Annotated in this window: 13 protein-coding genes, 1 tRNA gene and 1 other RNA gene; 13 read left to right on the forward strand and 2 right to left on the reverse strand. The window is 42.0% G+C overall.

Going from position 1 to position 15,035, the window contains the following annotated elements; all coding sequences use genetic code 11:
• Nucleotides 1–52 precede the first annotated feature (52 nt).
• The 3 genes from rapZ to whiA are packed head-to-tail and all read left to right on the forward strand — an operon-like array spanning nucleotide 53 to nucleotide 2,831.
• Nucleotides 53–943 (forward strand): RNase adapter RapZ, encoded by an 891-nt coding sequence (gene rapZ, locus HMPREF1195_RS01235; protein ID WP_009732574.1) that lies wholly within the window; start codon nucleotides 53–55, stop codon nucleotides 941–943.
• Entirely contained in the window at nucleotides 940–1,917 is a 978-nt protein-coding gene (locus HMPREF1195_RS01240) for a YvcK family protein (protein ID WP_003017791.1), read from the forward strand. The genes rapZ and HMPREF1195_RS01240 overlap by 4 nt, the downstream gene beginning before the upstream one ends.
• Nucleotides 1,914–2,831 (forward strand): DNA-binding protein WhiA, encoded by a 918-nt coding sequence (gene whiA, locus HMPREF1195_RS01245; protein WP_023917728.1) that lies wholly within the window; start codon nucleotides 1,914–1,916, stop codon nucleotides 2,829–2,831. The genes HMPREF1195_RS01240 and whiA overlap by 4 nt, the downstream gene beginning before the upstream one ends.
• 289 nt (nucleotides 2,832–3,120) lie before the next feature.
• Here whiA and HMPREF1195_RS01250 read toward each other — a convergent pair whose 3' ends face one another.
• The gene (locus tag HMPREF1195_RS01250) at nucleotides 3,121–4,089 is read right to left on the reverse strand and encodes an NAD(P)/FAD-dependent oxidoreductase (RefSeq protein WP_023917730.1); all 969 of its coding nucleotides are present in this window, start codon (nucleotides 4,087–4,089) and stop codon (nucleotides 3,121–3,123) included.
• Nucleotides 4,090–4,268: 179 nt separating this feature from the next.
• Here HMPREF1195_RS01250 and rpsU point away from each other — a divergent pair, with 179 nt between their 5' ends.
• Nucleotides 4,269–4,445: a 30S ribosomal protein S21 gene (gene rpsU / locus HMPREF1195_RS01255; RefSeq protein WP_000048054.1), complete on the forward strand. Its 177-nt coding sequence runs from the start codon at nucleotides 4,269–4,271 to the stop codon at nucleotides 4,443–4,445.
• A 100-nt stretch (nucleotides 4,446–4,545) separates the two neighbouring features.
• Here rpsU and mscL read toward each other — a convergent pair whose 3' ends face one another.
• Complete coding sequence (mscL, locus tag HMPREF1195_RS01260) at nucleotides 4,546–4,926, reverse strand: large conductance mechanosensitive channel protein MscL (RefSeq protein WP_021152922.1); 381 nt, start codon at nucleotides 4,924–4,926, stop codon at nucleotides 4,546–4,548.
• A gap of 214 nt (nucleotides 4,927–5,140) precedes the next feature.
• Between mscL and dnaG the strand changes: the two genes are divergently transcribed.
• From dnaG to pfkA, 9 genes are all read left to right on the forward strand, one after another.
• Nucleotides 5,141–6,919 (forward strand): DNA primase, encoded by a 1,779-nt coding sequence (gene dnaG / locus HMPREF1195_RS01265; RefSeq protein WP_023917732.1) that lies wholly within the window; start codon nucleotides 5,141–5,143, stop codon nucleotides 6,917–6,919.
• 2 nt (nucleotides 6,920–6,921) lie between these two features.
• Nucleotides 6,922–8,031 carry an RNA polymerase sigma factor RpoD gene (rpoD, locus tag HMPREF1195_RS01270; protein ID WP_023917733.1) on the forward strand — a complete coding sequence of 370 codons (1,110 nt, stop codon included), beginning with the start codon at nucleotides 6,922–6,924 and terminating at the stop codon, nucleotides 8,029–8,031.
• A 124-nt stretch (nucleotides 8,032–8,155) separates the two neighbouring features.
• Entirely contained in the window at nucleotides 8,156–8,485 is a 330-nt protein-coding gene (locus HMPREF1195_RS01275) for a metal-sulfur cluster assembly factor (protein WP_004220168.1), read from the forward strand.
• Between the two features lie 172 nt (nucleotides 8,486–8,657).
• On the forward strand, nucleotides 8,658–9,365 hold the full coding sequence (locus HMPREF1195_RS01280; protein ID WP_023917735.1) for an ABC transporter ATP-binding protein: 708 nt from the start codon (nucleotides 8,658–8,660) through the stop codon (nucleotides 9,363–9,365).
• Between the two features lie 9 nt (nucleotides 9,366–9,374).
• The gene (locus HMPREF1195_RS01285; RefSeq protein WP_023917737.1) at nucleotides 9,375–10,169 is read left to right on the forward strand and encodes a hypothetical protein; all 795 of its coding nucleotides are present in this window, start codon (nucleotides 9,375–9,377) and stop codon (nucleotides 10,167–10,169) included.
• A 103-nt stretch (nucleotides 10,170–10,272) separates the two neighbouring features.
• Nucleotides 10,273–10,621: a transfer-messenger RNA gene (ssrA, locus tag HMPREF1195_RS10580) on the forward strand.
• A gap of 10 nt (nucleotides 10,622–10,631) precedes the next feature.
• Nucleotides 10,632–10,719, forward strand: a tRNA-Ser gene (locus HMPREF1195_RS01290).
• An 83-nt stretch (nucleotides 10,720–10,802) separates the two neighbouring features.
• Nucleotides 10,803–13,904, forward strand: a complete 3,102-nt coding sequence (locus HMPREF1195_RS01295) for a DNA polymerase III subunit alpha (RefSeq protein WP_023917739.1) — start codon at nucleotides 10,803–10,805, stop codon at nucleotides 13,902–13,904.
• An 84-nt stretch (nucleotides 13,905–13,988) separates the two neighbouring features.
• Complete coding sequence (gene pfkA / locus HMPREF1195_RS01300) at nucleotides 13,989–15,002, forward strand: 6-phosphofructokinase (RefSeq protein ID WP_021152956.1); 1,014 nt, start codon at nucleotides 13,989–13,991, stop codon at nucleotides 15,000–15,002.
• The last annotated feature ends 33 nt before the right edge of the window (nucleotides 15,003–15,035 follow it).

Consider the following 15,035-nt stretch of genomic DNA (forward strand, 5'->3'; position numbering starts at 1 on the left):
AGTGGAGAGCAGGAAACTGTAGGCCACTCTGTTTTATTTATGGGAGGAGAAAATGACAGAAAGTAAGATTCAACTGGTCATGGTAACAGGGATGAGCGGTGCGGGTAAGACCGTCGCCATCCAATCGTTTGAGGATTTGGGTTACTTTACCATCGATAATATGCCACCGGCGCTCTTGCTGAAATTTATTGAGCTCATGCGCCACAGTCCCGATAACAATAAATTAGCCGTTGTTGTGGATATGCGGAGCCGGTCTTTTTTCAATGAAATTCGCACCATTTTGGATGAATTGGACAACCAAGAAGACCTCGATTTCAAGGTCTTGTTCTTGGATGCCACTGATAGTGAGTTGGTAGCACGATACAAGGAAACCCGTCGTAGCCACCCACTAGCGGCAGATGGCCGTGTCTTAGATGGGATTACTCTAGAGCGCGAACTCTTATCCCCTTTAAAAAATATCAGTCAAAATGTAGTAGATACGACTGAGTTGACACCTCGTAATCTGAGAAAAACCATTGCAGAACAATTTGCCAGTCAAGACAATCAGCCAGATTTTCGGGTTGAGGTCATGTCATTTGGGTTTAAATATGGCCTTCCGATCGATGCTGACCTTGTGTTTGACGTGCGTTTTCTTCCAAATCCCTACTACAAATTGGAGCTTCGGAATTTAACCGGTCAAGATCCAGCTGTTTATGATTATGTCATGGATCACCCTGAATCAGAGGACTTTTACCGTCATCTTCATGACTTGATCGTTCCTATTTTACCGTCCTATAAACGTGAGGGTAAATCCGTTCTCACCATTGCTATGGGATGTACCGGTGGGCAACACCGTTCAGTAGCCTTTGCAGAGCGCTTAGCACATGATTTAGAAAAAAATTGGCAGGTCAATTGCAGTCATAGAGACAAGGACAGACGGAAAGAAACGGTGAATCGCTCATGAGAAAACCTAAAGTAACCGTTATTGGAGGAGGAACAGGGATTTCTGTTATTCTCGATAGTCTGAGAAAGAAACCGGTCGATATTACTGCTATTGTAACCGTTGCAGATGATGGCGGGAGTTCAGGTGAATTGCGGAAGAACATCCAAAAATTGACACCACCTGGGGATCTTCGAAATGTGCTGGTTGCCATGTCAGATATGCCTCGTTTTTATGAGAAGGTCTTTCAATACCGCTTTGCTGACGATGATGGCCCTTTGGCCGGACACCCTTTGGGAAACTTGATTATTGCAGGGATTTCAGAGATGCAAGGCTCGACCTATAATGCCATGCAGTTGTTAACCAAGTTCTTTCATACGACCGGCAAGATCTATCCGTCCAGTGATAGTCCCTTGACCCTTCATGCCGTCTTTCAAGATGGAAAAGAAGTGGTAGGAGAAAGCCACATTGCCAACTACACCGGCATGATTGATCATGTTTATGTGACCAATACCTTTGATCAAGAGCGTCCAAAAGCTAGTAAAAAAGTAGTGGAAGCTATTCTTGAAAGTGATATGGTCGTCTTAGGTCCTGGTTCGCTCTTTACCTCGATCCTTCCTAATTTGATGATCGATGAGATTGGGAAAGCCATCCTTGAAACCAAGGCTCAGGTAGCCTATGTTTGTAACATCATGACCCAAAGAGGAGAAACCGAGCATTTCACAGACAGTGACCACGTTGCCGTTCTCCATAAACATTTGGGAGAGAAGTTCATCGATACCGTCCTTGTCAATATCAATCAGGTTCCCGCAGCTTACATGAACAGTAACAAATTTGATGAATACTTGGTGCAGGTAGAGCACGATTTCAAGGGGCTACACTCGCAAGTTCCCCAAGTGATTTCTTCTGATTTCTTGAAGTTGGTCAATGGAGGAGCCTTTCATGATGGTGAAAAAGTGGTCGAAGAGTTGATGCAGATCGTGCAGGTGAGAAAATGAGTTTTACGGTTCGTGTAAAAGAAGAATTATTGTCTCTCAAGCGATTTGAAAAGAGTGAATTGGCTGCCATTATCAAGATGTCTGGAAGTCTTGGGATTTCAATGGGGGGCTTGACGCTCTCGGTAACAACAGAAAATGCCAAGATCGCTCGCCATATCTATGAATTGTTGCATCATTTCTATGAGGCCAAATCGGATATCCGCCACCACCAAAAAACCAATTTGAAAAAAAATCGTGTTTACACAGTATTCTTGGATGAAAAGGTGGAAGAGATTCTAGCTGACTTGCATTTGGCAGATGCCTTCTTTGGGATTGAAACAGGTATTGATGCCAGTGTTTTAGAAGATGAAGTAGCCAGTCGTGCTTATCTTCGAGGGGCTTTTCTGTCGAGTGGTTCCATCAAGGATCCTGAAAAAGGAAAGTACCAGTTGGAAATTCATTCTGTTTATACAGACCACGCGGAAGGAATTGCCCTTCTCATGCAAGGATTTTTACTAGATGCGAAAACCATCGAGCGGAAAAAAGGAGTGGTGACCTATCTGCAACGAGCGGAAGATATTATTGATTTTCTCATTGTAGTAGAGGCCATGCAAGCCATGCAGGAATTTGAGTCTATCAAGGTCATGAGAGAGACGCGCAATGACGTCAATCGGGCCAATAATGCCGAGATGGCCAACATTCAGCGCACAGTCACAGCTAGCATGAAAACCATTAATAATATTAGTAAAATTGTGGATACGGTCGGCCTAGGGAGTTTACCAAGTGACTTGCAAGAAGTTGCCTATATCCGGATGAACCATCCAGATTATTCCATCCAGCAGATCGCAGATAGCTTGCAACAACCTATTTCAAAAAGCGGCGTCAATCACCGCTTGCGTAAGATCAATAAGATCGCAGACGATTTAGACAAATAAAAAAGGCCAAAGGCCTTTCATAATGAGGATAAAGTCTTTTTAAAAACTTTCCTTAGGTGAGTACGGACGTCAGCGAACTTCATAGAAGTTCCATGACTTAGTTTTGAGCCTAATGTCTCAAAACTCCCGAGTGCCTGAAACGTAATGTTTCAGGCACTTTTCTCACAGCGGAAAGTTTTGTATTTTCTTGATTCATACTAAAAATAGGAACTCATTTTTACTTCTTTGCAGAATCGATTAACTTAAAATAGTTTGACTTCAATTTAAAAAAGGCCAAAGGCCTTTTTTATTATAAACTAGTTGAGTGCGTTGGTTGGACTTTCTTATCTGGATAGATGTAGTTGATGGCATTGTTTACGGCTGTTGGAGCTTCCCCCAGACCTGTAGCGATGAGATCAATCTTTCCTTCGTAGAAGCAGCAGTCTCCACAGGCATAAATTCCAGGAAGGCTGGTTTCTTGTTTCTGATTCACCTTGATTTTATGGCGTTGCAATTCTACACCCCATTCTTTCAAGTTTCCGATTGAAGATTTAAAGCCATAGTTGACAAATAAGTGATCAATCGGGATGAGTTCGGTTTCATCGGCTTTAACTTTTGTGATTTCAAGATGAGTGGCATGACCATTTTCGCCAATCAAGCGGCTAGGAACAAATGGTGTTTTGATGCTGACAGAAGATTGCTTGAGTTCTTCTACACTGTGTTCTAGGGCACGGAAGTTGTCCCGACGGTGAACGATTGTAGTTGGAGCAATCATATCAAAAGCAAGAGCCCAGTCCACAGCAGAGTCCCCACCACCAAGGACGGTCACCTGTTGTCCTTTATATTGTTGGATGTTTGAAACATGGTAGTGGACGTTATCAAAGTCTTCAGCCCCCTCGATATCAAGAGCGCGTGGCTTAAAGGCACCGCCACCCATGGCAATGATGACTGCTTTAGACTGATGAACCTGGCGAGAAGTAGTGATAGTGAAGAGGTCACCCTCTTTTTGAATATCCTCTACAGTTTCATTGAGGAAGATCGGCGTATCAAACCGTTCGACTTGCTCGATCAAGCGGTTGCTCAATTCTTCACCAGTCAAATTGGTAAAGCCAGGTACATCGAGGATACTCTTTTCTGGATAGAGAATAGCTGGTTGCCCTCCAAGTTGAGGTAAGGAATCAATCAGTTTGACTTTAACTTGGCGCATATTGCCATAAAAAGCAGCAAACAGACCAACTGGTCCGCCCCCAACAATCGTAATATCATAAATTTCTGACATGGTATCTCCTTCAGGGTTTTCTTTGTTTCCATTGTATCATAAAATAGGAGGATTGAAAAAGTCATAAAAAAGAAATGGCATAAAGGCTAGGAAGGCTAGAAAAGTTTCAAAAGATCTTGACAGCCTCTTTAAAGTGTGATAAAATAATTAAGATTTTAGGCTTGAAGGGAGTGAAAAATATGTCAAAAACAGTAGTACGTAAGAATGAATCTCTTGACGATGCTCTTCGTCGTTTCAAACGTGCGGTTACTAAAGCTGGTACTCTTCAAGAAACACGCAAACGTGAATTCTATGAAAAACCTTCTGTAAAACGTAAACGTAAATCAGAAGCAGCTCGTAAACGTAAAAAATTCTAATTGAATACAAGAACAGACCTCGGTCTGTTTTTTGTTTTTTTCATCCGTTAAAGACAAAAAAACCGATCTTCTAGCTAGAAGATCGGATCTTTTTATCTGATTATTTGTTTGCAAGCAAGTCGCGGATTTCAGTAAGCAACTCTTCTTGAGTAGGAGCAGGAGCTTCTTCTTCGACAGCTTCTTCTTTTTTACCAAGGTTTTGAGCTTTTTCAGCAGCTTTCACTACGAAGAAAAGAACAGTACCAACAACAAGGAAGTTGATCACAGCGCTCAAGAAGCTACCGTATGCAACACCGTTCCATGACAAATTAGCAATCTTATCAACACCAGCAGCTTTCATAGCTGGTTTCAAAATAAGTGGAGTGATGATATCGTTAACAAGTGATGTTACGATAGCTCCAAATGCAGCTCCGATAACGACTGCTACAGCAAGGTCAACAATATTCCCACGAAGGAGAAAAGCTTTCAAATCTTTTAACATATCCTAAATATGTCCTTTCATAATAATTTTTTACTATGATAGTATAACGGAAAAATATTCGACTGACAAGGAATATGCCTCATTTTTAAAAATTAGTGATAAAGGTTGAAAATCTTTTCTTTTATGTGTGAAATCGGTAGGAAAAAATTTACTTTTACTAACTTTTAGTATAAAATATAAAGTGATAATCTATGGTAAAATGGAGGCACTGTTTATGGTTGATAAAGAGCTGATTGCAGAAATTAAAAACAGTGTAAACATTGTTGAAGTTATTGGAGAAGTTGTTTCTTTGACCAAGGCTGGCCGTAATTTTTTAGGGCTCTGTCCTTTTCATGGTGAAAAGACTCCTTCTTTTAATGTCGTTGAAGACAAGCAGTTTTACCATTGTTTCGGATGTGGTCGCTCGGGAGATGTCTTTAAGTTTATTGAGGAATACCGTGGAGTCGCTTTTATGGATGCGGTTCAGATCGTAGCAGAAAAAGCGGGTATTGCGCTTCAGTACCAAGCAAGGCCGGCTCAACCAACGTCTATCAATCCCAACCAAGAACTTTATGAGATTCATCAGGAAGCCAGTAAGTTCTACCAGGCGATTCTGATGACGACAAAGATGGGAGAAGAAGCGCGAAATTATCTGCATGAACGTGGACTGACGGATGAGGTCATCCGACATTTTCAATTGGGCTTAGCCCCAGCAGAAGGGAATTATCTCTATCGAAATCTCTCTGAGAAGTTCTCTGAGAAAGTGATTACCGATTCGGGGTTATTCACAATCTTAGATACTGGAACAGTTTTTGATGCCTTTCAGGATCGGATTATGTTTCCTTTGACGGATGATAGTGGACGTGTCATTGCTTTTTCTGGTAGACTGTGGAAACTAACGGATGATGGCAGTCATCAAGCCAAGTACAAGAATAGTCGAAGTACCCGTCTATTTAATAAGAGTTATGAACTTTATCATTTGGATCAAGCTAAGACGAGCGCCAAAAAGCAACATGAAATGTATATCATGGAAGGCTTTATGGATGTCATTGCGGCTTATCGAGCTGGGATTGAAAATGCAGTCGCCTCTATGGGGACAGCCTTGACACCAGAGCACGTCCAGCACCTGTCTCATTTTACCAAAAAGGTCATTTTGACCTATGATGGGGATAAGGCGGGACTTGAAGCAACCGCTAAGGCCTTGGATGTCTTGCAGGATCTGGAGTTGGAGATCGTCCGTATCCCTGATCAGATGGATCCCGATGAGTACCTCAAAAAGACCTCCCCAGAAGATCTAGCTTCCCTCTTGAAGAATTCGCGGATCAGTAAGGTTGAATTCTTGATGCACTACTGGAAACCCCAGTATATTGAGAACTTGCAGGCACAGATTGAGTTTGTCGAGAAGCTGGCACCGATGATCGCCCAGACGCGCTCCATCACAGCGCAAAACACCTATATTTATAAGTTGGCAGATTTATTGCCAGACTTTGATTATTTGCAGATTGAGCAGATTGTCAATAATAGTCGCTTGCATCAACGGCAGGAGGATCAAAGTGGTGGACGATCAAGAACGTCGAATTTTTCAGTCGATCTCCTGCCTAATCGTGGGATGACGCGCTTGATCAAGGCGGAAAATCATTTATTAAGTAGGATGAAAGATTTTCCAATGGTGCTCAATGATTACCGTTTGCGACCTGATTTTGTCTTTGACACACCGGAGTTACAGATCTTGTACCAATTACTCTGTCAAAATGGAGAAGTCACATCTCAGGATTTGTCCGAGCAACCTGAAGGGGTCCAGCACGCCTGGTACCGGATGTTAGAAGAAGATTTGCCAGAAGAGATAGCGGATGGTGAATTAGAAGAAGTGGAAGAAACGCGAAATCGTGAGCTTCTTCGCAAAGAAAGTCAACAAATTGGAAATAAAGTGAAGGAAGCTTCCTCGACAGGGGATGCGGAAAAAGCTTTATTGGAACTCGAGCGTTTGATCGCTCAAAAAAGAAGAATGGAGTAGGAATGGCTAAAGAACAAAAAGATATTACAACATTGGACGTTCAAATTGCAGAGTTTATTCGCAGCCACAAGAAAAGTGGAACTGCAACAGATGATGAAATTAATGACAAGTTGGTTATTCCATTCACACTAGATGCAGATGGGATTGAAGATCTTTTGCAACGCATTCAAGATGCAGGAATTTCGATCACGGATAAAGATGGTAACCCAAGTGCGCGTGTGTTGAACAATGAAGAAGAGCTAGAATTGTCAGATGAGGAATTGCTTGGAAGTAACTCTGCCAAGGTCAACGACCCAGTACGGATGTACTTGAAAGAAATTGGGGTTGTTCCTCTTTTGACCAATGAAGAAGAGCAAGAATTGGCTATCCTAGTGGAACAAGGTGATTTGGAAGCTAAGCAACGTCTTGCAGAAGCCAACCTTCGTTTGGTTGTATCCATTGCGAAACGTTATGTTGGTCGTGGAATGCAATTTTTGGATTTGATCCAAGAAGGAAATATGGGCTTGATGAAGGCCGTTGATAAGTTTGACTATACCAAAGGGTTCAAGTTCTCTACCTATGCGACTTGGTGGATTCGTCAGGCTATCACTCGTGCCATTGCAGACCAAGCACGGACCATTCGGATCCCTGTTCACATGGTGGAAACCATTAACAAGTTGGTTCGTGAACAACGCAATCTCTTGCAAGAATTGGGACAAGACCCAACGCCTGAACAAATCGCTGAACGCATGGATATGACGCCTGATAAGGTGCGTGAAATCTTGAAGATTGCCCAAGAGCCTGTTTCTTTGGAAACGCCAATCGGGGAAGAAGACGATAGCCATTTGGGAGATTTCATCGAAGATGAAGTGATTGAAAATCCAGTAGACTACACCACTCGTGTGGTTCTACGTGAACAATTAGATGAAGTCCTCGATACCCTGACAGACCGTGAAGAAAACGTCCTTCGTTTACGCTTCGGTTTGGATGATGGAAAAATGCGGACCTTGGAAGATGTGGGTAAAGTCTTCAACGTGACCCGTGAACGGATCCGTCAGATCGAAGCCAAAGCCCTCCGCAAACTCCGCCATCCAAGCAGAAGCAAACCATTGCGTGATTTTATTGAGGATTAAAAATGTCCGGGGGACATTTTTAACGGTCGCCTAGAAATGAAGAAGCGACCTAGGTCCGGGGGACATTTTTAACGGTCGCCAAGAAATTCTATCGAGAGTAACATAACAAAAAAGGAAGTGTCATATGGCATATACAACTGAGCAAATTGAAGAAATTAAAAATAAAATCTTAAATGCTTTGGAAGAGGTAATCGATCCTGAGCTTGGGATTGACATTGTTAATTTAGGTCTTGTTTATGAGATCCATTTTGATGGTGAAACTGGAGCGACCATTATTGATATGACGCTAACGACCATGGGATGTCCATTAGCGGATCTTCTGACAGATCAGATTCATGATGTTTTAGCAGAAGTAGAAGAAGTGACATCAGTGGATGTGAAGTTGGTCTGGTATCCTGCTTGGACGGTTGAAAAAATGAGCCGCTATGCACGGATTGCACTTGGAATTAGTTAAACATTCTATTCATCAAAACAAATCAGAGGTTGGGGGCTTCCCTAACCTCTGATTTGTTTACATCTGTATTTTTGAACAACCATTTTCAAATTCTTAGCAAATTTTCAGATAAAGTTGCAATCATCAAGAGGACAAGGTATAATAGCATAAATAGAAAATAAAGGAGATTTACATGAATCAGTATCCTTTGGTCTACTTGGACCATGTGACAAAGAATTATGGGCATGAAGTTGCTCTCATGGATGTTAGTTTGAACATCCAACCTGGCCGTATTATTGGCCTTTTGGGGCCTAATGGTAGCGGGAAAACAACCATCATTAAATTGATTAATGGTTTGTTGCAACCAAGCCTTGGAAATATCTATATTCATGGTCAATTACCATCCCCAGCTTCTAAAAAAGTTGTTTCCTATTTGCCGGATACGACTTATCTGAGTGAAAATATAAAAATTAGTGATGCTATTAGCTATTTCCAAGATTTTTATTCAGATTTTAATGTCCAACGAGCTTACCAATTGCTCAACGATTTGCATTTGCATCCAAATCAAAAATTGAACAGCCTTTCAAAAGGGAATAAGGAAAAAGTACAATTGATTTTGGTGATGAGTCGTGAAGCTGACTTGTATGTCCTTGATGAACCAATCGGTGGGGTCGACCCAGCAGCGCGTGATTATATTTTGCGGACCATTATTCAAAACAGACGTCCAAACTCTTCTGTCTTGATTTCTACTCACTTGATTGCGGATATTGAGCAAGTTTTGGATGAAGCGATTTTCATCAACCAAGGAAGAATCCTCATGCATGAAAATACGACTGTTTTGCGCAATCAACACGGAAAATCAATCGATGAGATCTTCCGTGATCAATTCCGTGTTTATTAGGAGGAACCCATGTTTGGTAAATTATTAAAATACGAATTTAAGACAACAAGTAAATGGTATCTGTTGATTACTTTGATCGCACTAGGTTTGTCAGTGATTACAGGTGTTATTGGTGGAAGTGCTACAAACGGTTTTGTAGATATGGAAACCAATAGTATGCAAATCATAACTGGGACTCTTGGGATTCTCATTTTTGGAGGAGTCATTGGTCTTTATCTTAGTAACTACTATATTATTATTCGTCGTTTCTATTCCAACTTATACGGACGTGAAGGTTACTTGACCTGGACCCTTCCAGCTAGCCCTCATGCGATCATTTTGTCTAAATTTGTGGGAGCTTTAGTAGCGAGTCTTTACTGCCTATTCCTTCTATTTTTTAGTGGTTTTATCACAATTATTGTGATGGGCGCTGTCATTGGACAAGACCTCTCTCCTGTATTTAGTATTATCGCTGAGGCTTTTAGTCATTCTATTGCTTATTGGATTATCATCTGGTGGATTTTTACCACAGCTTCAGGAATCTTACTATTTTATGTATCAATCGCACTTGGCCAACTGTTCCAAAATCGTCGTGGATTGAAGGCTATTCTGTTTTTCTTTCTCTTGTGTATTGTGTTAAGTATCATCGGTACAGCAGTTAATCCATTGAAAGATTCATATGCTGTCGGATATGCATTGGTTTATGGAAATATTGATGAATTTGGACCAAACTTCATCCCAGGTCTCATTTATGAAGTTATTAAGATTGTTTCTATGTACTTCACCATTCACTACATCAGCAAGTACAAGTTGAATCTTCAATAAGAACAGCAAATTGAGCAAGGAGCTTCCCAGAAGAAGCCTTCTTGTTCAATTTTTTTCTTTTGCATTTTTAGCTAGATTTTGATATACTAATTGTATTCGTTTTGGGGTCGTTACGGATTCGACAGGCATTATGAGGCATATTTTGCAACTCATCTAGCGGATGTAAAACGCCAGTTAAATATAACTGCAAAAAATAATAATTCTTACGCTTTAGCTGCCTAAACACCAGCAGGCGTGACCCGATTCGAATCGCTCGTGTTTGATGACAGGTCTTTATTTTAGCGAGATACGATCTAACTTTGTCTAGGAGTTAGATAAGAGATTGATAGACTCGCAGGTACAGGGCTTGAGTTATGTGTCATGTAGCTGTTAAACTAAGACATAACCTATGGTTGTAGACAAATATGCTGGCAGGTGTTTGGACGTGGGTTCGACTCCCACCGGCTCCATATTTTTATTCATGGAAGATTACTCAAGAGGCTTAAGAGGCCGTGTTGGAAACGCGGTAGGCGTGTAAAAGCGTGCGTGGGTTCGAATCCCATGTCTTCCGTTGTTGAGACATCATTGTGTAGCAGTGGTGTTTTTTTGTACAAAAAAGAGTCCCAAAAATAGACAAGTGAGGGAGGAGACAAAGTGATTGCACAGCTAGATACCAAATCAGTCTATACTTTTATGGAAAGCCTTGTGACCATAAAAGACTATGTCCACGTGGCTAAAAGCATGGGGTATGACGCATTGGGAATCATGGATGTAGATAATTTGTATGGTGCTTATGAATTTATCGAAGCCTGTCAGGCCCACAATCTCAGCCCCTTGGTCGGATTAGAAGTTGGACTAGAAGTAGACAATGAAACAATTCCGTTTCGGATGATGGCCCTGTCAACGAAGGGCTACCAGAATCTGATGAAGATGTCGACCGTCAAAATGATGGGGAAGAGCAATTGGGAGGATGTGAAGCACCTAACAGAAGGAGTAGCAGTTATTGTCCCAGCGCCTTTTGCTAGTGGAGACTTGCCGTTTGGTCTAGATTACTTCATCGGAGTTTTTGCGGATACGCCGGTTCAAGAGTTTAGCCACCCTGTGCTCCCTCTTCATACCGTTCGATTTTTTGAGGCGGGAGATGTGGAAGCCATGCAGATGCTGGCAGCCATCAAGGACAATCAAAGCTTGACGGAAACAGGGCCAATTGATCAGACAACAGTCCTAAAAACTCCTCAGGATTTAAAGAATGATTTTGCAGAGCGATTTCCTCAAGCCATCACAAATCTGGAAAACCTTGTTCAAGGGATTCAATATGACATTGATACCCAGTTGAAATTGCCTCGCTTCAATCCTCAGAAACCAGCTGTTGAGGAACTCAGAGAATTAGCTCAAGCGGGTCTCCTTCGAAAGAACTTGACTAGTCCGGTCTATCAAGAACGTCTGGAGCATGAATTAGACATTATTCACCAAATGGGCTTTGATGACTATTTCTTGATTGTCTGGGACCTTCTTCGTTTCGGACGGAGTCAAGGCTATTATATGGGAATGGGACGTGGGTCTGCTGTAGGCTCACTGGTAGCCTATGCATTAGGAATTACAGGGATTGACCCTGTGGAGAAGAACCTCCTCTTTGAGCGCTTTTTAAATGTGGAGCGCTACACCATGCCGGATATTGATATTGATATTCCTGATATCTATCGTCCAGAATTTATCCGCTATGTGCGAGACCGTTACGGGAGTTACCATGCAGCTCAGATCGTGACCTTTTCAACCTTTGGGGCCAAACAAGCCATTCGAGATGTCTTTAAACGTTTTGGGGTACCAGAGTACGAATTGACCTCCATTACCAAGCGGATTGGCTTTAGGGATACACTGACGACAGCTTATGAACAGAATCTAGCTTTTCGACAAGTGATTCATAGCCGAGCAGAATTTGAGCGTGGCTTTGAAATTGCCAAAAGAATAGAAGGCCAACCAAGGCAGACCTCTATCCATGCGGCTGGGGTTGTGATGAGTGACCAGGATTTGACGGATCACATTCCTCTCAAGTATGGAGAAGACATGTTTGTCACCCAGTATGATGCCCATGCGGTTGAAGCCAATGGTCTGTTGAAGATGGACTTTTTGGGTCTGCGAAATTTAACCTTTGTTCAGAAAATGAAGGAAGCCGTCTATGAAAAGTACCAAGAAGAGATCGTGATTGAAGCCATTGATTTAGAAGATCCAGAAACCTTGGCCTTGTTTGCTGCTGGGGATACCAAGGGGATTTTCCAATTTGAACAGGCTGGAGCCATTCGCCTCTTGAGACGTGTGAGACCCAATCATTTCGAAGAAGTGGTAGCGACCACCTCTCTCAATCGTCCAGGGGCTAGTGATTACATTGATAATTTCGTCAAAAGAAAGCACGGCCAAGAAAAAGTTGAGATTTTAGATCCAGCTATTGAAGAAATCTTAAGGCCCACTTATGGGATCATGCTCTACCAAGAGCAGGTCATGCAGGTTGCCCAGCGTTTTGCAGGCTTTAGTCTAGGGAAAGCCGATATTTTACGTCGGGCTATGGGCAAAAAAAATGCAGCTGAAATGCATCAGATGGAAGACGATTTTGTCGCAGGTGCTCTTAAACTTGGGCATACGGAAGAAAAAGCTAAAGAGGTCTTTGCAATCATGGAAAAATTCGCAGGCTATGGGTTTAACCGTTCCCATGCCTACGCCTATTCTGCCTTGGCCTTTCAGATGGCCTATTTCAAGGTCCATTATCCAGATGTTTTCTTTGATGTTATGCTCAATTATTCGAGCAGCGATTATCTGACAGATGCTCTCCAGTTTGATTTTAAAGTCGCGCCATTATCCATCAACACCATCCCTTACAGAGATAAGTTCCAGGATCGAAAAATCTACTTGGGAATGAAAAATATCAAGGGACTCCCAAGAGATTTCGCGTATTGGATCATTGATAATCGTCCCTTTGAAAGTGTCGAAGATTTTATTTTACGCCTCCCCAATCAGTATCATAAATTACCTCTGTTAACACCTTTAGTGGAGCTTGGATTGTTTGATATTTTTGAAAAAAATAGGCGCAAGGTGCTTCACAATTTGCCGAATTTGTTTGTCTTTGCCGATGAGCTAGGTAGTTTATTTGCAGATTCTAACTATTCCTGGACAGAAGCAGAAGACTTTAGCCAAGCTGAAAAATATGAGAAGGAAGAGGCCATTATTGGTGTCGGGCTCAGTACTCACCCATTGGTTGCGATTGGGCAAACGAGTCCCTACGAGATCCAACCAATTTCTCAAATCATACAAGGAGAGCAGGTACGCATTCTCATTGAGGTACAAAGCATTCGAACCATTCGAACCAAGTCAGGTGATCTCATGGCTTTCTTACAAGTCAGTGATACCAAGAAAAAATTGGATGTGACCCTTTTCCCTGAAACCTACAATCGATTTTCCTCCTTGATAAAAGAAGGTGGCTTTTATTACTTGACAGGGAAGATACAAGAGCGTGATGGGCGCTTGCAGATGATTCTAGCAGAGGCACAACTAGCGACCAATGAAAAGTTCTGGATCCAGTTGCTCGATCATCGTCAGGATAAAACAATTCTTTCTATCTTGAAAAAATATCCGGGCCCATATCCTGTGATATTACGCTATGAAGACGAGAAAAAAACTCTACAATTGAAGGGCTATACAGTCCAGAAAAACAAAGAATTGGAAGATGAATTAAAGAATCTCGTTATGAAAACGATTTATCGGTAAAAACTGCGAAAAATACGAGAATTTTAGTCTTCTTTGTGTTATAATTACGTAGAATGTAAAAGAAAAAAAGGAGCAAACAACGAAATGAAACGTATTGCTGTTTTAACTAGTGGTGGAGATGCCCCTGGTATGAACGCTGCCATCCGTGCAGTTGTTCGTCAAGCAATTTCAGAAGGAATGGAAGTTTTCGGTATCTATGATGGATATGCGGGAATGGTTGCTGGTAAAATTCAGCCTCTTGACGCCTCATCTGTTGGAGATATTATCTCCCGTGGTGGTACCTTCCTTCATTCAGCTCGTTACCCTGAATTCGCTCAACGCGAAGGTCAATTAAAAGGGATCGAGCAATTGAAGAAACACGGGATCGAAGGTGTTGTCGTTATTGGTGGAGATGGTTCTTACCATGGTGCGATGCGCTTGACTGAGCTTGGATTCCCAGCTGTTGGTCTTCCTGGTACGATCGACAACGATATCGTCGGAACTGACTTTACAATTGGTTTTGATACGGCAGTCACAACTGCAATGGACGCGATCGATAAGATCCGTGATACTTCATCTAGTCACCACCGTACTTTCGTAATTGAAGTTATGGGACGTAACGCTGGAGATATCGCTCTTTGGGCAGGGATTGCATCTGGTGCAGATGAAATCATCATCCCTGAAGAAGGATTCAAGATCGAAGATGTTGTTGAGAGCATCAAAGAAGGTTACGCAAAAGGTCGTACCCACAACATCATCATCTTGGCTGAAGGCGTGATGTCTGCAGATGAATTTGGTAAAGCGTTGAAAGAAGCTGGTGATGAAAGTGACCTTCGTGTGACTGAGCTTGGCCACATCCAACGTGGTGGTTCACCTACTGCGCGTGACCGTGTTCTTGCTTCACGTATGGGAGCACATGCAGTTAAATTGTTGAAACAAGGAATCGGTGGTGTAGCCGTTGGTATCCGTAATGAAAAAATGGTGGAAAACCCAATCCTTGGTAAAGCAGAAGAAGGAGCCCTCTTTAGCTTGACAGAAGATGGTAAGATTGTGGTAAACAATCCACATAAAGCTGATCTTGGTCTTGCCGAGTTGAACCGTAGCTTGTCTTCAATCTAATTTTATTTCATAAATTCGTTAACCTTGTCTTAA

It is taken from the genome of Streptococcus parasanguinis CC87K (assembly GCF_000507765.1).
Classification (GTDB): domain Bacteria; phylum Bacillota; class Bacilli; order Lactobacillales; family Streptococcaceae; genus Streptococcus; species Streptococcus parasanguinis_J.